This window comes from Prevotella sp. C0209C1 (genome assembly GCF_056583855.1).
On sequence record NZ_JBWPJP010000007.1, the window covers coordinates 1 to 20977 of the forward strand.

Here is a 20977-nt window from a genome sequence, read left to right on the forward strand (position 1 = left end):
TCTTGGCTATGTAATTCCCGCTATTAGGGCTTACTCGGGACTTCCACCCGTTAGAAAATGCTCATGCCGAGCGTACAATAAAAAAGAGAAGCTCCCTTTACAGGAACTTCTCTTTTATATATAAACATAATGTTGTACACCTTACTTACGTGCTCTCAACTCTTCAAGACTAACTTTAAGCATACTAATTTTTTCTTCTGAATCACTTTCCTTTTTACGCTCACGCTCAATAACTGAGGCTGGAGCATTAGCAACAAAGTTCTCATTTGATAACTTCTTACGAATACCTACAAGGAAACTTTCCAAATGCTTAAGTTCTTTTTCTTGCTTTTCTATCTCTACTTCAACATCTATCAAATCGCCCAATGGTACAGCAAAAGAATCTGTACCTACCATAAAGACCGAAGCATCTGCACTCTTCTCTGTAGAAACTCTAATATTCTTTACATTTGCCATCTTAGAAATAATAGTGTTATAATGTTCGAAAGGATTTTGATTTATTGTTTCCAAATCTAATCCTACCTTTGAAGCAATATTCTTTTGATTACGAACCATTCTCACACCACTAATAATTTGCTTCACCTTTTCTATATCCTCTTCTATTTTTGCATCCTCTTGCTTTGGAGTATCAATATTAAGCTCTACACTCATAATACTCTCACCAGCTTTGCGCTCATAAAGATGATGCCATAACTCTTCCGTAATAAATGGCATAAAAGGATGAAGCATCTTTAAAAGAGTATCAAAAAAGCTCAAAGTAGCTTCGTAAGTAGACTTATCTATAGGACAACCATACTCTGGCTTAATCATTTCTAAATACCAACTAGAGAACTCGTCCCAAAACAATTTATAAATAGTCATCAACGCATCAGAGATACGATAACTCTTAAATTGTTGTTGCATATCTGCATTTACTGCTTTCAGCTTGGCATTAAACCAACGTACTGCTATCTTACATGATTCTGGTTGTGCCAAATTATCTACCTGCCATCCTTTAACAAGACGGAAAGCGTTCCAAATCTTATTATTAAAATTACGTCCTTGCTCGCAAAGAGCCTCATCAAATAGTATATCATTACCTGCTGGGGCTGATAACATCATTCCCATACGTACACCATCTGCACCAAATTTATCAATAAGCTCCAAAGGATCAGGCGAATTTCCTAAACTCTTACTCATCTTCCTACCCTTCTTATCACGCACAATACCTGTAAAATAAACATGCTTAAATGGGAACTTACCACGATATTCGTAACCAGCCATTATCATTCGAGCTACCCAAAAAAAGATAATATCTGGTCCTGTTACCAGATCACTGGTAGGATAATAATAATTAATCTCATCATTGTTTGGATTGTTAATACCATCAAAAACAGATATAGGCCATAACCAAGAAGAAAACCATGTATCCAAACAATCGCTCTCCTGCTCTAAATCAGATGCACTTATAGCATTATTCAGTTTCTTTGCTTCAGATAAAGCTTCAGAATCATTCTCTGCTACTACCATGACAGGTTTACCATCAGCAGATTTAAAATAATAAGCAGGAATACGATGTCCCCACCATAACTGTCTGCTAATACACCAATCCTTAATATTCTCTAACCAATGACGATAAGTCTTTTTATATTTTTTAGGATAAAATTCTATATCATCATCCATTACAGGAGCAAGTGCTATATCTGCAAAATGCTGCATTTTTAAAAACCATTGTGTAGATAGTTTAGGTTCAATAGGCACATTTGTACGCTCAGAATACCCCACTTTATTATCATAGTCTTCTACACATTCCATTAAACCTGCAGATTCCAAATCTTTTGCTATCTGCTTACGCACCTCCATACGATCCTTACCTACATACAAGCCTGCCGATTCGGATATTGTTCCATCGTCATTGAAAATATCTATTGTTTCCAATCCATACTTTAACCCAAGAGCATGATCGTTTACATCGTGAGCAGGAGTAACTTTCAAACACCCTGTACCAAACTCAATGTCTACATATTCGTCCTCTATCACAGGAATAATACGTCCCACTAAAGGTACTATAACATGTAATCCTTTTAACCAAGTGTTCTTTTCATCTATAGGATTAATACACATTGCAGAATCGCCCATTATTGTTTCTGGACGTGTTGTTGCTACTACTGCATAATAACCTTTATCATCTTTATGTATTACATTTCCATCTTTCTTACGAATTACCTTTAACTGATCATCTGTAGAAATATAATACTTTAAATGATATAATTTAGAATGCTCCTCTTTATATATAACCTCTTCATCTGAAAGAGCTGTCTTAGCCTTGGGATCCCAATTAACCATACGCACACCACGATATATAAGACCTTTCTTATAAAGATCGCAAAACACCTTTATAACGCCCTTACTACGCACATCGTCCATTGTAAAAGCTGTACGATCCCAATCACATGAACAGCCCAATTTGCGAAGCTGTTTTAAAATAATACCTCCATGCTCATTAGTCCAATCCCAAGCATACCTCAAAAACTCATCACGTGTGATATCTGCTTTTTGTATTCCTTGCTGTGCAAGACGATTAACAACCTTTACCTCTGTAGCTATGCTTGCATGATCAGTACCTGGAACCCAACAAGCATTTTTCCCTTCCATACGAGCACGACGCACAAGAATATCTTGAATCGTATTATTAAGCATATGCCCCATATGTAAGACACCTGTTACATTTGGTGGAGGGATTACTATTGTATAAGGCTCTCTGCCATCAGGCTTAGAGCAGAAAAGCTTATTATCCAACCAATATTGGTACCATTTCGACTCCACTACCAGTGGATCATACTTGCTTGCTAATTCCATTATACTATATTATTAATCTTTATTATCATTTAAAAACGAGACAAAATTACAAAAAAATCATCTAAAAGATATATCTTTGCACTATATATATGATGAAAGCGAAATCTTTTAACGTTTATCATCACTAACTTTTTAACATAAGATAAATTGCATACTAAAAAAGAAAAATTATTGGCTTTTGCTCGCTTGTTAGATATACAAGAACGTTTACGCAAAGAATGCCCTTGGGATAGAAAACAAACTTATGAAAGTTTGCGTCCCAACACCATAGAAGAAGCCTTTGAGCTCGCCGACGCCTTGATAAATAATGATAAAAAAAACATTTGTAAGGAGTTAGGGGACATCATTGAACATGTTATTTTTTATGCTATATTAGGTCAGGAAGATAACGACTTTGATATAGCAGATATTTGCAATGCACAATCGGATAAACTTATGTTTCGCCATGATTTTATAGACTGGACAGGATGGACAATAAATAATCCTAACATGACTATATCCCAAAATGGGCAAGTTATATATAAAGATGAAAAAAACAAAAATAAGAAATCTCTCATAAAAAACAATCTACAACCTACCACCGAGGTAGAAGTAGAAAGCACATGGGAACAACGCAAACAACAAGAACGCGATGGAAATAGTTCTGTTTTATCTGGAGTTCCATCATCACTGCCAAGTATTATAAAAGCATATCGCATACAAGATAAAGCGCGCAATGTAGGATTTGACTGGGAAAAACGTGAAGATGTTTGGATAAAAGTACAAGAGGAATTAGAAGAACTAAAAATAGAACTTGATAAAAATAACAACGAAAAAGCTACTAAAGAATTTGGTGATTTTATCTTCTCGCTTATAAACGCTGCTCGTCTTTATAATATAAATCCAGACAACGCTTTAGAACTTACTAATAAAAAGTTTATTCAACGTTTTAATTACATAGAAGAACAATGTAAAAAGCAAGGCAAAAATATAAAAGACTTAACTCTCTCAGATATGAATAAACTATGGAATGAAGCAAAGAATATAAGAAAAATATAATAATCCTATCTGTAAAATAATATAATTATGAAGAAATTAACTACTCTCTTACTAAGTATTATTGCTATATCTATATTTATAGGATGCAATAATAAAAAACAACAGAAGACGCTAACACGATCAACAGAAACTTTAGAAAATAATGCCGCTAAAGATAGTACTATATACGGAACAATGATTGATGGTGGTATGAACTCACTAACACTGCTTACTGATAAAGGAGATACTGTAGAATACCTCATAAACCCAAATGATACAACTGAAGTTGTAAAGGGTGGAAAGCTAAATGGCGACCGCTTTGCTATAATAAGCTATACAGAATATGGCGACCGCTTTATACGTAGCGCAATAAATATAACATCTCTTTTAGGTTATTGGACAAGCCTTGATAAAAACTTTGAAATAAAAGAGGGAGGTACTGTAATATCAAACATACAATCAGAAACCACACCTTGGACTTCTTGGAAAATATTTAATGGTAAACTTATTCTATCAAAAGATACGTTTGAAATATCCCAATTAGAACCTTATACACTTTCTTTAGAAAACGCAAATGGGATATTTGTTTATAAGCGTAGTAAATAATAATGGAAAATTTTAAAATACACATCTTAGGATGTGGTAGTGCTCTACCTACCATTAAGCACGCTTCATCATCACAAGTAATAGAGCTACGCAATAAACTCTTCATGATTGATTGTGGCGAAGGCACACAAACACAATTACGTAAACACCATATTCCATTCTCACGCATACAAGCAATATTCATATCTCATCTACATGGCGACCACTGTTTTGGTATACCTGGCATAATTTCTACTTTTGGACTAACTGGAAGAACTGCACCGTTGCATATATATGCACCTGCTAATTATGAAGCCATACTACAACAAACTATATCTTTTTTTTGTCAAAATATAGAATTTAAGATAATCTTCCATTCTCTTAATACTAATATACAGAAAGTTATATTTGAAGACAGAAGCCTTACTATAGAAACAATTCCTTTACAACATCGCATAGAATGTTGTGGTTTTCTTTTTAGAGAAAAACCTACAAAGCCACATATTATACGAGAGATGATAGACTTTTATAATATACCAATAAGTCAAATTAACAATATAAAGGCTGGAGCCGATTGGGTTACGCCTGATGGAAAAATTATTCCCAACAAAAAACTTACCTATGCACCTGATACCGCTCGTAGCTATGCTTATTGCTCTGATACTAAGTTTATTCCGCATCTATATAAAATTGTTAAAAATGTTAGTACTCTTTACCATGAAAGTACTTATACTGAAGAGCACGCAGACAAAGCTAAAATATATTTACACAGTACAGCAAAACAAGCTGCTACAGTAGCTAGCAAGGCTAATGTTGGAAAACTCATTTTAGGGCATTACTCTGCAAGATACGACTCTGAAGCAACAATATTAAAAGAAGCACGCGAAATTTTTACAGAAAGTTATCTCTCTAATGAAGGCGATATTTTCAATATATAAAACTTATACTTTAATTATAAATACAAACAATTTATACTAAAATAAGACTTATACAAAATCTTTCCACACGAGAAAAAACAAACAATTAATGTATAATAAAACTAACTCACATGATATCTATAAAAAATAATTCTATTCCAACTATTTTAAAAAATACAATAAAACACTTTTCTTTTATTTTACTTCTAACTTTTAGTACAATAACAGCTATAGCAATTCCACATAAACGTGAATTTCGAGGAGCATGGATACAGTGCGTAAATGGTCAATTTCAAGGATTACCTACTGAAAAAATACAAAAAACTTTAATTTATCAACTTAATGAATTACAAAAAGATGGAGTAAATGCTATTATCTTTCAGGTTCGACCAGAGTGTGATGCTCTCTACAATAGCCCTTTTGAGCCATGGAGTAGATACCTAACAGGGAAACAAGGTGTTCCACCTTCTCCCTATTGGGATCCTTTACAATGGATGATAGAAGAATGCCATCGCCGCGGAATGGAGCTTCATGCATGGATAAATCCCTATCGCGCAAAAACTAAAGGTACCAACAAACTTGCCTATAATCATATTGCAACAAAAAGCCCTGAACATGTTTTTGCCTATGATGGGCAATATATTCTTAATCCTGGTATTCCTTCTAATAGAGATTATATATGTAAAATAGTAAATGATATTGTAACTCGTTATGACATCGATGGACTGCATATTGATGACTACTTCTATCCTTATCCTGTTAAAGGACAAAAAATTCCTGATTGGCGAGAATATCAACAATTTGGAAAAGGATTTACAAATATTGGAGATTGGCGCAGAAATAACGTAAATCTTTTTATCAAACAGTTATCCAATACTATTCATACATCTAAACCTTGGGTGAAGTTTGGTGTATCTCCTTTTGGCATTTATCGCAATGCGCGCACTGCTTCAAATGGTAGCAAGACGCGCGGATTACAAAATTACGATGACCTTTACGCAGATGTTATCAAATGGATAAATGAAGGATGGGTAGATTATTGCGTTCCACAAATTTACTGGCAAATAGGCCATCCTACAGCCGATTACAAAGAGCTTGTCAAATGGTGGAATAACTATGCTGGAAACAGACCTCTATATATAGGAGAAGATATAGAACGTACTGTAAAATATGCTGATCCTAAAAATCCACTATCACACCAACAACCTGCAAAATGGCTATTGAAGGATCAAGCAAAAAACGTCAAAGGAACAGTATTATGGTATGCTAAAATGGCTGTTGACAATCCTGGAAACTATGGATTAAAACTACGTTACGACTATTGGAGTACACCAGCTTTACAACCTTTAATGCCTTTCATAGACAATAAAGCGCCTCGCAAACCTAAAAAAATAAAAATAACACACATAGACAATGAATATTATATATCATGGAAAGCCCCTAAAGGTAAAGGATGGAAAGATAAAGCTAATAAATATGTTATATACTGTTTCGATAAAAATGAAACTATTAATCTTGAAGATCCTTCGCACATATTAGCTATCACTTATAATACAACCTACAAGCTACCTACTCTAAAAGGCAACCCAAAGAAAGTTATTATAATAACAGCACTGGATCGTATGGAAAATGAAAGTATAGGAAAGAAAAAGAAAATAACTTTAAGATATTAATAACCCTTATAATTGAAGTTGATTTCTAAAAATAATTACTCTTTATATATAATATATAGCTTACTTATTTTATTATAAACAAGAAAAACAAAAATAAGCTCACTTCTAATAGTGAGCTTATTTTATCTTTAATAAATATTTTTTATTCATTATCTTCTTCATCTTCATCATCTTCAGTACCAGACTTGCTTGAAAAAGCAATGTCAGGAATAGGAAGAGAACGTTCAATAACTGCATGATAAGAAATAGTACTTTCACTACGCGATAACCCTAAAGGCTGTAACTTATCATGAATAATAGCCATAAGATGACTATTATTATAAGCATAAATCTTTAAAAACAAATCATATTCTCCTGTAGTATAATGACATTCTACCACTTCTGGTATTTCTTCCAATTTCTTTACAACATCTTCAAAATTCTCAGGGTTCTTTAAATTCAATCCTATAAAAGCGCAAGTTTCATAACCTACCTTCTCTGGCTCAATTAAAAATTGAGAACCACGAATTACTCCTAAATTTGTTAACTTCTGAATACGCTGATGAATAGCAGCTCCACTAACACTACACTCACGAGCTACTTCCAAAAAAGGAATACGAGCATCTTCACTAATAAGACGAAGAATTTTTTTATCAAGCTGATCTAAACTTCTATGTGCCATTTTATAATATTTTTGTGCAAATTTATAAACTAAAATTTATTTATCCAAATTTATAAAGATATTTATAATAAATTAAAAATTAAGCCCCATATAAAAACTTATTTTTTATCGGTATTTGCAGAATAAAAAACATTTAAAGCATTACATTCACGTAACATTTGCTTTAAATCGATAATAACTCCCATGTTTATATTTTTATCCGCCTTAATATTCACCGTCATCTTCTTTCGTTGCTCAGCCGACATTGATTGATATTCTTGTTGCAAATAGCTCTTTATCTCTGATAAAGACAAAAGCTTATCATTAAGCTGAATTTTATCTTCTTTACTTATAATATTACCCTTTTCATCAATAGGTTTGCCTATATATATATAATCTACTGTGGACTTTTTTTCCATCCTAACTAAATTCCTTCCTGCAGGCTCTTGATATTTTACCTTTATATTAGCCTTTCTCATATGAGTTACTAACATAAAGAAAAATAAAATAGAAAATATCAAATCTGGTAATGAAGCTGTATTAAGCTCTGGAATATTATGATTATTATGTCTATAAATGCCCATTATTCTCACCTCTTTGCCATTGCCACATCATTTAATACATATACTTCAGATATACGTATAGGAACCTGCTCGTCAATAACCTTCTGCTCATCTTTATCGCATAACGCATAAACTCGCCCAAACTGTGATAATCCTTTCTTATCACGAATAGTGTTATATGCAAAAAGAATAGCATTCTGCACTTGAAAATATTCATCATAAGTCGCATCACGCTCTGTCTTCAATTGTATAACATGTTGTGCACCATTATACTTAATAAAATTAAGCACAAGCTGTCTTAAAGATATTATATTAACACTCTTACTATCAACCTTGATAACTCCATCTTTCTTTACCTGTATTTGCATCAAATGATTAGCATTTACAGCTGTAATCTTTTCTTGATGCTGTTTTTTCTGCATAGGTGGCAAACTTCTATATATACCCTTATTAGAGTCCATAGAAGTTGTTACAAGGAAAAAGATCAGTAACATGAATGAAATGTCTGCTGTTGAAGAGGTATTAAGACCTGGAACATTTTTCTTCTCTTTCTTGAAAAATCTCATTTTTACACCTTTCTTCTTGATCTACGATAACGTGTAGCACCAAAAATCACAGCTCCTATAGATACTAAAAGCATTACCAAGATAGTGTTTACAAACATATCAGCTGCCTGCAACCAAAACTTATCTGTAAACATTTCACCATTTATTTGCATAGAAGTAGTAGTCCCAAATAAGAAAGTTAAAAGTAACACTACAAGCATACCTACAATAACTAAAATTGTTATCTTTCGCTTAGGAATACCATTCACTACCTTACCCTCTATTTTTACGCTCCTTATAGAGTTATAAAGAGAATATAACATTACAACCAATGCAAATACTATTAATATATACATCCATACTAAAACACCATCTGTCAATAACGGTGCCTTGAATGAAGCATCATCAACAAAAGGTGTATCATAACCTAACAAATAAAAACCCATAAAAACAAGTGCTGTTATACCTAAAACAATATAAAGCACTCGCTGAGATACCCTCTCTACTAATTTGTTTTTTGATACCCTATTTATCATTTTGTTTTATACTCCATAATAGCATCTAACAAGGTTATAACAGATTCTTCCATCTGTGATGTAAGATGCTCTATCTTTGACAAAATATAATTATAGAAAACCATTAGCAATAAAGCTACTATAATACCAAAAATAGTAGTTATCAACGCTACTTTCATACCTGAAGCAACTATTGTAGGACTAATATCTCCTATCTGCTGAATCTGGTCAAAAGCCATTACCATACCTATAACAGTACCTAAAAAGCCTAAAGAAGGACCCATGGCTATAAATAATGTTATCCACGAACAGCCTTTTTCTAAATTAGCACTTTGCACACTACCATAAGAAGTTACACTTCGCTCAATATTCTCTATTGAATCATTTATACGCAACAAGCCTTGATAGCAAATAGATGCTACTGGACCCTTTGTGTTTCTGCTCAAATCCTTAGCTCCATCAATATCGCCAGACTCTATTTTTTTGCTAATGTCTATCATAAATTTCTTAGCATCAATCTCCGATAAACTAAGATATATAATGCGCTCAATACAAAAAGCTAAACCCAAAACTAAAGCTATAGCTACTAAAGACATAAAACCTGCATTACCTTCTATAAACTTTGTTTTAAGCTCTTGATGATAGCTATTACTTTGCTCTTTATCTGAAACCTTTGTACCTGGAACTGTTTTATCTATTACCGTAGCATCTAAAGACTTGTCAGATAACGTTTCGCCAACCGCTGCTGTTTTTATAGCATTTGACCTTTTCTCTTGTGCATATACCACTGTGAAAGTGGTAAACAACATTAGGCTCACTATTAAAAAGCGAATAAAATTACTTTTCATTTTAAAAACAATTTTAATATTTGCGGAAATATATGTTGAAATACAACATAAGACAACCTTTGTATCATTAGCTTTTATATGTTTTTGCCTTTTCACATAGCAAAGTTGTAACCGCAGGGAAATATTTAAAACCTACTCTAAAATATAACCATAAGAAACACACTCTTTGCATTTCTTGGGTTCAAAGATACTAAGAAAAGGGACACACACCAAATAATAGACGTTAAATATGTTTGAAAACGTAATTGTAGAATAAATCTTTAAAAGAACCACTTACCTCTTATAACTAAAATGATTTATACACATTAATATATATACCATAATTTTAGCATAAACAAACTTAGGCTGATAACTATTTTATATAAAATAAGAACAAAAAAAAGAGGTTAGAAACATATCCTAACCTCTTTTATCTCTTAGCAAATATCTTACTTACGAAGACCTAAAGCTTTTACAATAGCACGGTAACGCTCAACGTCTATCTTATACAAATAATTCAAAAGAGCACGACGCTTACCTACTAAACGAGTTATAGAACGAGTAGTAACATGGTCTTTACGATTTTTCTTAACATGCTCTGTTAAGTTTTTAATACGATAAGAGAAAAGAGCGATTTGGCTTTCTGCTGAACCTGTATCAGTTACTTTTTGTGCTTTACCATACTGTTCAAAGATTTCTTGCTTTTTTTCTTTGTTTAAATACATTGTCTTAAAATGGATTAATTGTTTGTTGCAATTACATTTTTCTATTGCGTTACCGTCATTAATCACAGCGGGGTACAATATCAAATGCATCGGATTTTCCGAAAAAGCGATGCAAAGGTACAACTTTTTATACATATAGCAAACGTTTCCAACTTTTTATTTGTAATTTTGCATCTGATTTTAAAGAAAAATCTTTTTAAGGTAAATTCATGCAAGATATTCGTAACATCGCAGTTATTGCGCACGTTGACCATGGTAAAACCACGTTGGTTGATAAAATGATGCTCGCTGGAAAGTTATTCCGTGATGGACAAAACAACAGCGACGAAGTCCTCGACTCTAATGATTTGGAACGAGAACGAGGCATAACTATTCTTTCAAAGAATGTTAGTATTAATTGGAAAGGAACTAAAATAAATATTCTCGACACCCCTGGGCACTCCGACTTTGGTGGTGAGGTGGAACGAGTTTTAAACATGGCGGACGGCTGTTTGCTCCTTGTTGACGCTTTTGAGGGTCCTATGCCACAAACACGTTTTGTGCTTCAAAAAGCTTTAGAAATAGGGCTAAAGCCTGTTGTAGTAATAAACAAAGTGGACAAGCCTAACTGTCGTCCAGAGGAAGTTTACGAAATGGTATTCGATCTTATGTGCGATCTTAATGCAACAGAAGAACAACTTAATTTTCCTGTTGTATATGGTTCTGCTAAAAATGGTTGGATGGCTAAAAGCTGGAAACAACCTACAGATAATATAGAATACTTACTCGACTTAATTGTAGAGGCTATCCCTGCTCCTAAGTTATTAGAAGGAACGCCACAAATGCTCATTACTTCGCTTGATTATTCTTCATACACTGGTCGTATTGCCGTTGGTCGTATTCACCGTGGCAGCTTAAAGAACGGACAAAATATCACTATATGCCATCGTGATGGCTCTAAAGAACGAACAAAAATAAAAGAGCTACATACCTTTGAGGGAATGGGGCATGTTAAGACAGATGTTGTAACAAGCGGTGATATTTGTGCTGTTATAGGGTTAGAAAACTTTGAGATAGGCGATACCATTGCCGATTTTGACAATCCAGAGGCTTTACCTCCTATCGCTGTTGATGAGCCTACTATGAGTATGCTTTTTACTATCAACGACTCTCCTTTTTTTGGTAAAGAAGGAAAATTCTGTACATCACGCCATATTAATGAGCGCTTAGAGAAAGAGTTAGAAAAAAATCTTGCTCTTCGTGTTCGCAGCTTTGAAAATAGTACAGATAAATGGATAGTTAGTGGACGAGGAGTGCTACATCTTTCTGTTCTTATTGAAACTATGCGCAGGGAAGGTTATGAGCTTCAGGTTGGTCAGCCACAGGTTATCTATAAAGAAATAAATGGACAAAAATGTGAACCTATAGAAGAGCTTACTATCAATGTACCATCAGACTACTCAAGTAAGATGATAGATATGGTAACACGCCGCAAAGGAGATTTATTAGGTATGGACGCAGAAGGCGATCGCGTTAATATTACTTTTGAAATACCATCTCGTGGCATTATCGGGTTAAGAACTAATGTTCTTACAGCAAGTCAGGGCGAGGCTATTATGGCTCATCGTTATAAAGAGTATCAGCCCTTTAAGGGTGAGATAACTCGTCGAACAAATGGCTCTATGATTGCCCTTGAGGCAGGTACTTCTTTTGCCTATGCTATAGACAAGCTGCAAGATCGTGGTAAATTTTTCATCGATTCTGGAGAAGAAGTTTATGGCGGAGAAGTAGTTGGAGAGCATGTACACGATAACGATTTAGTAATAAACGTAACAAAAGCCAAACAGCTTACTAACGTCCGTGCTTCTGGTTCAGATGAAAAAGCTCGTGTTATTCCAAAAACTGTAATGAGTTTAGAGGAATGTCTGGAATATATTAAAGCAGATGAATATGTAGAAGTTACTCCTAAGAATATTCGTATGCGCAAGATTATTCTTGATCACAACGAGCGTAAACGTGCCAATAAAGAATAGACACACATATTTTATATATTTTCTTTACAAAAGGTAACTAATCTTTAAAAGTAAGAAGAGCTACCTTTTGTTTTATATCCTACATAGAAAATATATCTATAAACTTGTGATAATATCTTTTATTAGTTTTATCATTCTATCAACTCCCAACCCAGACCTCTCACCAGCCAACTGTATAGTAGCACGTTTTAGCATTATTTTCCCTAACGGGCTATTAAGCATTTTAAAAGAGGGATAACGCTTAGCAAGCTCTTTTTTCACCATAGGATATATTTCAAAAATATCTTTTAGCTTAGTTTCTGGAGTAATTTCTATACCTTTTACTACATCTTTTGTTGTTACCTTTTCTTCTGAAGTAGAGCTTTTTTCCTCTTCTCCTGCCCATGTTAGCAAAGTTTGCGAACCTGTTAAACTACGAATATGGGTACAATCTTGCATCATTTCAAGTACTCCACAAAATTTGCCCTTTTCATCTCTCACTGCCGTATAGTGTATGTATATAAACACATCAGGCTTATTTATCCAGAACTCTGCATAATCTTGCTCACCTTTACGAAACTTATCTACTATTTCCTTTACTATGTGTACACTCTTTCGTGGGTGGCAATTAGTAACTTCTCTACCTATAACATTCTTAGAACGAGGAAATATACGATGATTAGTATCAGAATAAAATTTCACTAATTCGTTTTCATCTACAAAAGAAATATCTATGGGAAGATGTTTGTAGATAAGATTTATTTGCTTTAAAGTCAGCTTGCCTGTTGTAACATTAAGCTCTTCATTTTCACCTACCCCATAACCATATTTAGAGAGCAGATTTTGTAAATCGGTAGCAAATGATTCTTTTACTGCAGTATTTTTAAGTGGCTCTGGTTTTGGTGAAGTAACATTAATAAAAGCAAATCCTATCTCTTGATCTCCTATTTTCATATCCTCAAATTCATCTTTTGTGATAAGAGCAAGTGCTGTAGGATATAAAATAGTCTCTTCTTTCTCCATCAAATCTCGCGCATGAGCTATCAAATCATGCTGTTTAGCTATAAAGGCATCTTCATCTGTAGCTTCAAGCAATTGCACTGAACTACGAATCTCATCACTTATTATGTCATCAAAAGTCCACATCGTTGTAGTAGGACGATCGAACCCTTTCTTCTCAAGTAAAGGATATAGCTGATTTTGCTTACGTTTATAGTGTATAGGATATTGCTTTATATCATCATATAACTCTAACCACTGGTTTTTTATAAGTGGGTATTGCACTAAATCTTCTACCTTTAAGAGCAACTTTCTCATCTCATCATTTTCTTTATAATAATGAGTCAAAGGGTGATCTTCAGCTAATTCAGGACGTTTGTTCTCCATAAAACCTTCTAAAAGCTCCAATACTTTACGCATATCTACGCGCACACATTCATCTTCAGTGCTTTCTTTTAAAGTCTGTTCCACATAGGCAATATGATAAGGATATATTTTACCTACTTCGTTTCTGAGCCTTTCACGCCCCTCTTCTAAAGTTATTTTACCCTGTTCGTATTTCTCTTCAATGTCTAATAAGCTCTTCATTCTCTCTATTTCGATAGAAGGAAGATGGTCTTTCATTTTATTTATCATACTACTAAACTGTTTAAAAATAGTAGCACAAAGGTATAATTTAGCAAAATATCAGCTTATAACAAATGTTACCACGTAGCGTTAAAAAAAATAAATAATACATTTACAGTACAATTTCGATATTCCCATTCTATTCCTATTTAATGCCATTTACTTATACTTTTAATCAGTATTTTACAAAACTATTAAATATTTTATCCTTTCAGAAGCATTTTCTTTAAGTTATATGTTTTAATACAAAAAAGCAATATTATTATATAAAAGCATAGATATTACGAAAAAAATATTACTTTTGTATGTATTTTCAAATAAACAAAAACAAATAAGAATGAAAAAGATGTGTTTTATGTTCTGCCTTTTCTTTGCAATAACTTGCAATGTAATGGGTCAGACCACAATGGCAGACAAACTTATTGGTACTTATCTAACCGAAGGCGGTAAAGCTAAAATAGCTATAGCTAAGAGTGGTAACACATATTATGGCAAACTAATTTGGAGCATAACTAAGAATGCTTTAGATAAGAATAATCCTGTAAAATCTGAACGTACAAAGAAGTTAGCAGGTAAAATAATCCTTACAGGCTTTAAATATGCAAATAACGATGTGTGGAACAATGGTAAGATATATGATCCTGAAAATGGTAAAACTTATAGCTGCAAGATTACAAGGAAAAGTAATGGCAATTTAGTTGTAAGGGGCTTTATAGGATTTTCCCTTTTAGGACGTAATACTACATGGACACGCCTAAAATAACAATAAATATAAGACATATATAATATTGTTTTTATTGCAAAAAGCCTTTTCATGGCTTTAGTATATTAAGAGTTAGTTATACAATAAGTAACTTTAAAAAATAATTTTTCCTGTTTTGGTATATGGTACATATTATTAATGTGTACCATATACATTAGTAATGTACATCATCTACACTATTTGTGTATATCATCTACACTATTGGTGTATATCATCTACACTACTGGTGTACGTCATCTACACAAGTAGTGTATGCCACATACACTGGTATTATTTATAAGATTATACTAAGTATATAGTCTATAAATCATCTTCTACATATTTTATTTAACGTTTCTTTGGCTTTTCGGAAAAAGAGTATTAACTTTGTACTTGGTTTTAAAATATAAAACTAAGGGGTGCTTGCCTGTGTAGGCTTGCTGAGATTATACCCATAAACCTGATACGGGTAATGCCGTCGTAGGGACATTTTCCCCTTTAATGTTAAATTATAATATAAATTACATTCATGAAAAGAATGGTATTTTTAGTTAGCACACTTACTTGTGTTAGCGGACTCATGGCACAAAGCAGGATTGATACTTTAAAGAGTAGACAGCTCGACGAAGTAGTTGTTGCCGGTGTAAGAGTAACAAAGAATGCGCCTTACGCTGTAGCTAATATTAAGAAAAGTGAGTTAGAAAGTTTTAGTAAACAAGGTAAAGAGCTTCCTTTTCTCTTTGCTCGTACTCCTGGCATTATAGCTTGGGGTGAAAATGGGTTAGGTACTGGTTCTGTATATATGCGCATAAGAGGCGCAGGAGCAAGTAGGATAAATGTCACTTTAGATGGCATTTCGCTCAATTCACCAGAAGATCAAGCTGTTTTTTGGGCTAACATGAATTCGTATGCCACACTTTTAGGTAGTGTACAGATACAGCGTGGTATAGGAACTTCTACAAATGGTGATGGTGCCTTTGGAGGTTCTATCTCTTTAGCTACAGCTTCCCCACTGTTAGTTCCTTCTTTAGAGTTAAGTACTTCGTATGGGTCTTATAACACTTATTCTGTAGGAACTAATTTTTCTACAGGCTTGTTAGGAAACAAATTTATCTTCGATGGGGCATATCACGAAACAGGAACAAAAGGTTTTGTTCACGGCACAGCTGGAAGGTCTGGTTCTTATTATGGAGGATTAACGTGGCTTCCTAATGACAACCTGCGCATAAGCTATAAAAACATTGGCAATTTTGAAAAAACTGGTCAGGCTTGGAACGGTGTAACAGCAGGTAATGGTGATGGAAGTTTAATAGATGGCAGCTATAAAGAACGTACAGGAATTACCACATATAAAGATATGTACAAGAATGGCTTAGGTAAATATAACACCTTGTATGAAAACTTAATAAAGGGTAAAGATGGAAAGTTTGAAAAAGATGCCGATGGCAATTATAAAACTTATCGTTATAAAATGCGTGATGGCTCTTATTGGGATAAAACTACGGATAACTTTTATCAAAACCATAATATCCTCTCTTTTTCATACAAACCAAATAACAACTGGAGCCATCGCTTAGCAATACACTATACATATGGTTATGGATATTATAACGAGTTTAAAGAGAATAAGAAACTAAAGTATTTTGGATTAACCTTTACAGGTGCAGACGGAAAAGAGGTAAAGAAATCTGACTTTGTACGAAGAAAGGGCTTACAACAATATACATATAGTTTAGTATATACTAACAATTATAAAGACGATAAGTGGGATATTCTTGGAGGAATTAACCTTCAACAATTTCATTGTAACCACTTTGGTTACCTTACTTATATAGGTAATGAGGAACTTGATGCCAAGTTTCGCCCAAATGGTGCAGACTATAAATATTACGACTCAAAGGCATTTAAGCAAGACAATAGTGCTTACATTAAGGCAAGCTACCATTTTAACAACTTTTTAAATGTTTTCACTGATGTACAATACCGCTACGTAAACTACACATCTGATGGTGTCAATGATAAGTTTTATAAAAATAAAGAAAAAGGCGGATACATTAACCAGAATATAAACATTGATAAACAATACCATTTCCTTAACCCAAAAATAGGTTTAAGCTATTATAAAAAGGGGCATAAAGCATATACCTCTTTAGCATGGGCACATCGTGAGCCTGAGCGTAACAACTTTACAGATAATGGTAAGTATCCTGCTCCTAAGCCAGAACAATTACTCGATTTAGAACTTGGCTACCAATATCAGGCAAATATATGGCATGCTGGAGCTAACTTCTACGGTATGTGGTACCACAACCAGTTTGTACAAACAGGTGAACAAAGCGACATTGGTGAGAATTTAACTACCAATATTAAGCGAAGTTATCGTATGGGTGTAGAGCTTGAGGCTGGTGTACAACCTTTATCATGGTTATCTATAGAAGGTAATGCTGCTTTAAGTAAAAATAAAATAAAAAATTTTGATGAAATGGCAAGTGTTGATTATGAAAATAGCTTTGAAAAAATACATTATAATAATTCTACCCTTGCTTTCTCACCATCAGCTATATTAAATGGTTTTATAGATGCTCATTATAAAGGTTTTAAAGCCACTTGGCATACTAACTTTGTGAGCCGTCAATATCTTGATAACACAGAGAATATTACACGCTCATTACCTTGTTATAGCCAGACTAACGTAAACGTTAGTTACACATTCCGTTTCCATCGTAAATCTTTTGGATTAAAAGAGATTGTTCTTAGCAATTATTTTAACAACATATTCAATAAGCATTATGCTGCATCAGGCTGGGTTTATACCTCTATATTGAAAAGCGAAAATCATAATAATACAAACGATAATCGTTATACCCAAATAGGATTCGTACCTATGGCAGGATTCAACTTTATGGCTAACATAACTCTGAAGTTCTAATAAAATTTCTCATTGTTATACATACATGACAGAAATCTTAAACACCCTCCACAGTTTCTTTACCGACTATCAAAAACTTGAGATAATAGGGACTGTGGTGGGTTTAATATATATTTATCAGGAATATAAAGCAAGCATCTGGTTATGGCTTACAGGTATCGTTATGCCCATAATATATCTCGTTGTATACTATGAAGCACAGCTTTATGCTGATTTTGGAATGCAGGTCTACTATATTATTGCTGGACTTTATGGATTTCTTTATTGGAAATTTTCTAATAAAGAAAAACAAAAAAAACTGGCTATAACTCATTTACCACGTCGCTATCTAATACCTCTTATTGCAATTTTTATAGCACTATGGTTTGTTCTTTATACAGTTTTAGTACATTTTACCAATTCTAACGTACCTCTTTACGATAGCTTTGGTAATGCTGTTAGTATTTTAGGGCTTTGGGCTTTATCAAAAAAGTATATAGAACAATGGCTGTTTTGGATAATAGCCGATATAGAATTAGCTGTGCTTTATGCCTATAAAGATATACCTTTTACTGCTGGATTATATGCTCTTTATGTTATATTAGCTATTATAGGATATAGAAAATGGAAAGCAGAATACCATAAAAATAAAGAAGAAAAATAATATAATGAACGATATTATAAATAATTTCCCTATATATTATGATGCTGTAATACTCGCTGCAGGCGATTTTCCACAGCATTCTTTACCTATAAAAATATTAAGACAAGCTAAAAAACTTTTTGTTTGTGATGGTGCTTTAGCTAACCTCTTAAAACTTAACATAACACCAACTGCTATTATAGGAGATGGCGACTCTATAAACAACACTTTAAAACAACGCTTTTCTGATATTTATCACCAAATAGAAGAACAAGAAGAAAACGATCTGACAAAAGCTACTCGATATGCTCTTGCACATATAGACAAAGAACATGTTGGTAAACAGCTACCTCGATTTTGTTACATAGGTGCTACTGGTAAACGAGAAGATCACACCATAGGTAATATTTCGTTAATGATGTATTATTATAAAGAATTAGGAATTATACCAACAATGATAACAGACTATGGATATTTTCATACTTCTAATGGTGAACATACATTCAGCTCTTTACCTAAACAGCAAGTAAGCGTTTTTAATTGCTCTTGCACTTCTCTAAAATCGGAAGGACTTAAATGGGATATTTACCCAATGAAGCAGTTTTGGCAAGGTACGTTAAATGAAGCTTTAGCTAATAGTTTTACTATCAATGGCAATGGGTTTTATCTTGTTTATCAAACATTTGCCCAAAAAGAATAAGCCATCACCCATTTGCATCGTTCATCTTACATAAAAAAAATAGTAACATTTGTTGCTTTTAGTCATCTGGCACAAATATTGTACATATAACAATATTAGAAAAACTCTTTTAAAAAAAAAGAAATTATAAATAATAAAGATGATAGAAAAAGCAAAGGTTCTCACTATTAGTGAAATGATAAATTATGCAGAAGGAAGCATTGTTAGTAAAGAATTAGAGCATAACAGCTCTGGTAATATAACCATATTTAGTTTTGATATAGGTCAGAGATTATCAGAACATTCTGCACCTTTTGATGCCTTTATACAAGTCGTTGAGGGTGAAATGGCACTAAACGTAGAAGGTATTACCTATAATATTAAGAAAGGAGAATGCTTTATTATACCACAAGGAGCACGCCATTCTGTTTATGCCCCACAACGCTTTAAGATGTTATTAACAATGATTAAGGGCGAATAATGAAGCTAAAAACATATTAAACAAAAGTTTTTACTTATTATTTTTAGCTGCAATGTTTCTCTTTAGTCCTTCAAACTTCACACGCTTTACAGCAGATCCTTTAAACAGCTTACGATACTCTTCCACCGTAAGATTATGCCAATCTTCCTTAGTCATCATGAGAAGTTCGGGTTTTGGCTGCAATTTAGGCTCTGTAGTGGGTATAGAAAAACGATTCCATGGGCAAGAAGTAAGACACCTATCACAACCGTAAATAGTATTACCCATAGCCTCTTTTGCTTCAGAAGACAGCTCCCCACGATTTTCTATAAGCTGATAAGATAAGCATTTATCCGATTTAAATACAGGATCTTCACTAATAGCCTTAGTAGGGCAAGCATCTAAACAACGATGACATTTACCACAACGACCCTCTATAGGCTCATCGTATATATCTACTTCAAAGGGAAGAAATACTTCTCCTAAGAAAAACATTGAGCCTGCATGTGGTATGATAAGTTGATGGTTTTTACCTATCCAGCCTAATCCCGCCTTAGTAGCCCAATAACGCTCTAACACGGGAGCTGTATCACAAAAACATCTCACAACATTATCACCTATTTCAGATAGTGGCACAGGTAAGATCTTTTCTGCAAAAACACGTAATCGCTCCTTCATCAATGTGTGATAATCCTGTCCAAGGGCATATGCTGATATTTGATATTCGGTCTCCGGAATAGTTTTTGAAGGCGCATAGCTTAATGCTACCGATATTATTGTTTTTACTCCGGGTACAAGCAAACGAGGGTCTAACCGCTTCTCAACATTGTTTGCCATATATAACATTCCTGCTTCGTTACCACTATCAATCCATTTTCTATATGCTTTTGCTACCTTTTCTTCTACAGGTAAAGCCTTTGCCATACCACATGCAAAGAATCCTAATAGTTTGGCTTCTTGTTTTATTACATAAGAAGAAAGCATATAAATAAGTGTTTTTTAGAAAGAGACAACTACCCTTTATTATTATAAAAACAAAACAGAATATCTTAATTTAGATAAATATATAAGAAAGCATACATC

19 protein-coding genes and 1 riboswitch are annotated in these 20977 nt (G+C 33.6%); of the genes, 10 read left to right on the forward strand and 9 right to left on the reverse strand.

Annotation, left to right across the window (positions count from 1 at the left end; genetic code table 11):
- Positions 1-141 precede the first annotated feature (141 nt).
- On the reverse strand, positions 142-2838 hold the full coding sequence (locus tag AC1DCD_RS02955; RefSeq protein ID WP_464640402.1) for a valine--tRNA ligase: 2697 nt from the start codon (positions 2836-2838) through the stop codon (positions 142-144).
- A gap of 147 nt (positions 2839-2985) precedes the next feature.
- Here AC1DCD_RS02955 and mazG point away from each other — a divergent pair, with 147 nt between their 5' ends.
- The 4 genes from mazG to AC1DCD_RS02975 all read left to right on the forward strand — a co-directional run bounded on the left by mazG (position 2986) and on the right by AC1DCD_RS02975 (position 7030).
- On the forward strand, positions 2986-3876 hold the full coding sequence (gene mazG, locus AC1DCD_RS02960) for a nucleoside triphosphate pyrophosphohydrolase (protein WP_464653003.1): 891 nt from the start codon (positions 2986-2988) through the stop codon (positions 3874-3876).
- Between the two features lie 27 nt (positions 3877-3903).
- Complete coding sequence (locus tag AC1DCD_RS02965) at positions 3904-4461, forward strand: lipocalin family protein (RefSeq protein ID WP_353586185.1); 558 nt, start codon at positions 3904-3906, stop codon at positions 4459-4461.
- Positions 4462-4463: 2 nt separating this feature from the next.
- Positions 4464-5378 carry a ribonuclease Z gene (locus tag AC1DCD_RS02970; protein ID WP_036854483.1) on the forward strand — a complete coding sequence of 305 codons (915 nt, stop codon included), beginning with the start codon at positions 4464-4466 and terminating at the stop codon, positions 5376-5378.
- A gap of 110 nt (positions 5379-5488) precedes the next feature.
- A complete protein-coding gene (locus AC1DCD_RS02975) occupies positions 5489-7030 on the forward strand; it encodes a glycoside hydrolase family 10-like protein (protein WP_464640399.1) in 1542 nt (513 codons plus the stop codon).
- A 142-nt stretch (positions 7031-7172) separates the two neighbouring features.
- Here the strand turns inward: AC1DCD_RS02975 and AC1DCD_RS02980 are convergent, their stop codons facing one another.
- The 6 genes from AC1DCD_RS02980 to rpsO form a co-directional block, all read right to left on the reverse strand.
- Positions 7173-7691: an Lrp/AsnC family transcriptional regulator gene (locus tag AC1DCD_RS02980; protein ID WP_464640397.1), complete on the reverse strand. Its 519-nt coding sequence runs from the start codon at positions 7689-7691 to the stop codon at positions 7173-7175.
- A gap of 98 nt (positions 7692-7789) precedes the next feature.
- Positions 7790-8254 carry an ExbD/TolR family protein gene (locus AC1DCD_RS02985; protein WP_464640395.1) on the reverse strand — a complete coding sequence of 155 codons (465 nt, stop codon included), beginning with the start codon at positions 8252-8254 and terminating at the stop codon, positions 7790-7792.
- A gap of 5 nt (positions 8255-8259) precedes the next feature.
- A complete protein-coding gene (locus AC1DCD_RS02990; protein WP_353586188.1) occupies positions 8260-8799 on the reverse strand; it encodes an ExbD/TolR family protein in 540 nt (179 codons plus the stop codon).
- A gap of 2 nt (positions 8800-8801) precedes the next feature.
- Positions 8802-9314 carry a hypothetical protein gene (locus tag AC1DCD_RS02995; RefSeq protein WP_353586189.1) on the reverse strand — a complete coding sequence of 171 codons (513 nt, stop codon included), beginning with the start codon at positions 9312-9314 and terminating at the stop codon, positions 8802-8804.
- Positions 9311-10141, reverse strand: coding sequence for a MotA/TolQ/ExbB proton channel family protein (locus AC1DCD_RS03000; protein WP_019035618.1), 831 nt, complete (start codon positions 10139-10141; stop codon positions 9311-9313). Before AC1DCD_RS03000 ends, AC1DCD_RS02995 begins: the two co-directional genes overlap by 4 nt.
- Before the next feature lie 428 nt (positions 10142-10569).
- A complete protein-coding gene (rpsO, locus tag AC1DCD_RS03005) occupies positions 10570-10845 on the reverse strand; it encodes a 30S ribosomal protein S15 (protein ID WP_036854503.1) in 276 nt (91 codons plus the stop codon).
- Between the two features lie 209 nt (positions 10846-11054).
- Between rpsO and typA the strand changes: the two genes are divergently transcribed.
- Positions 11055-12857, forward strand: a complete 1803-nt coding sequence (typA, locus tag AC1DCD_RS03010) for a translational GTPase TypA (RefSeq protein ID WP_353586191.1) — start codon at positions 11055-11057, stop codon at positions 12855-12857.
- A 96-nt stretch (positions 12858-12953) separates the two neighbouring features.
- Here typA and AC1DCD_RS03015 read toward each other — a convergent pair whose 3' ends face one another.
- Positions 12954-14471, reverse strand: a complete 1518-nt coding sequence (locus tag AC1DCD_RS03015) for a DUF438 domain-containing protein (RefSeq protein ID WP_464640391.1) — start codon at positions 14469-14471, stop codon at positions 12954-12956.
- 328 nt (positions 14472-14799) lie between these two features.
- Between AC1DCD_RS03015 and AC1DCD_RS03020 the strand changes: the two genes are divergently transcribed.
- The 5 genes from AC1DCD_RS03020 (at position 14800) to AC1DCD_RS03040 (ending at position 19915) form a co-directional block, all read left to right on the forward strand.
- Positions 14800-15225, forward strand: coding sequence for a DUF2147 domain-containing protein (locus AC1DCD_RS03020; RefSeq protein ID WP_036854472.1), 426 nt, complete (start codon positions 14800-14802; stop codon positions 15223-15225).
- A 384-nt stretch (positions 15226-15609) separates the two neighbouring features.
- Positions 15610-15708: riboswitch (TPP riboswitch) on the forward strand.
- Positions 15709-15733: 25 nt separating this feature from the next.
- On the forward strand, positions 15734-18133 hold the full coding sequence (locus AC1DCD_RS03025) for a TonB-dependent receptor (protein WP_464640389.1): 2400 nt from the start codon (positions 15734-15736) through the stop codon (positions 18131-18133).
- Between the two features lie 25 nt (positions 18134-18158).
- Positions 18159-18776: a nicotinamide riboside transporter PnuC gene (gene pnuC, locus AC1DCD_RS03030; protein ID WP_464640387.1), complete on the forward strand. Its 618-nt coding sequence runs from the start codon at positions 18159-18161 to the stop codon at positions 18774-18776.
- Positions 18777-18780: 4 nt separating this feature from the next.
- A complete protein-coding gene (locus AC1DCD_RS03035) occupies positions 18781-19455 on the forward strand; it encodes a thiamine diphosphokinase (protein ID WP_008449228.1) in 675 nt (224 codons plus the stop codon).
- A gap of 139 nt (positions 19456-19594) precedes the next feature.
- Entirely contained in the window at positions 19595-19915 is a 321-nt protein-coding gene (locus tag AC1DCD_RS03040) for a cupin domain-containing protein (RefSeq protein WP_036854456.1), read from the forward strand.
- Positions 19916-19945: 30 nt separating this feature from the next.
- Here AC1DCD_RS03040 and queG read toward each other — a convergent pair whose 3' ends face one another.
- Positions 19946-20878 (reverse strand): tRNA epoxyqueuosine(34) reductase QueG, encoded by a 933-nt coding sequence (gene queG / locus AC1DCD_RS03045; RefSeq protein ID WP_464640384.1) that lies wholly within the window; start codon positions 20876-20878, stop codon positions 19946-19948.
- Between the last annotated feature and the right edge of the window lie 99 nt (positions 20879-20977).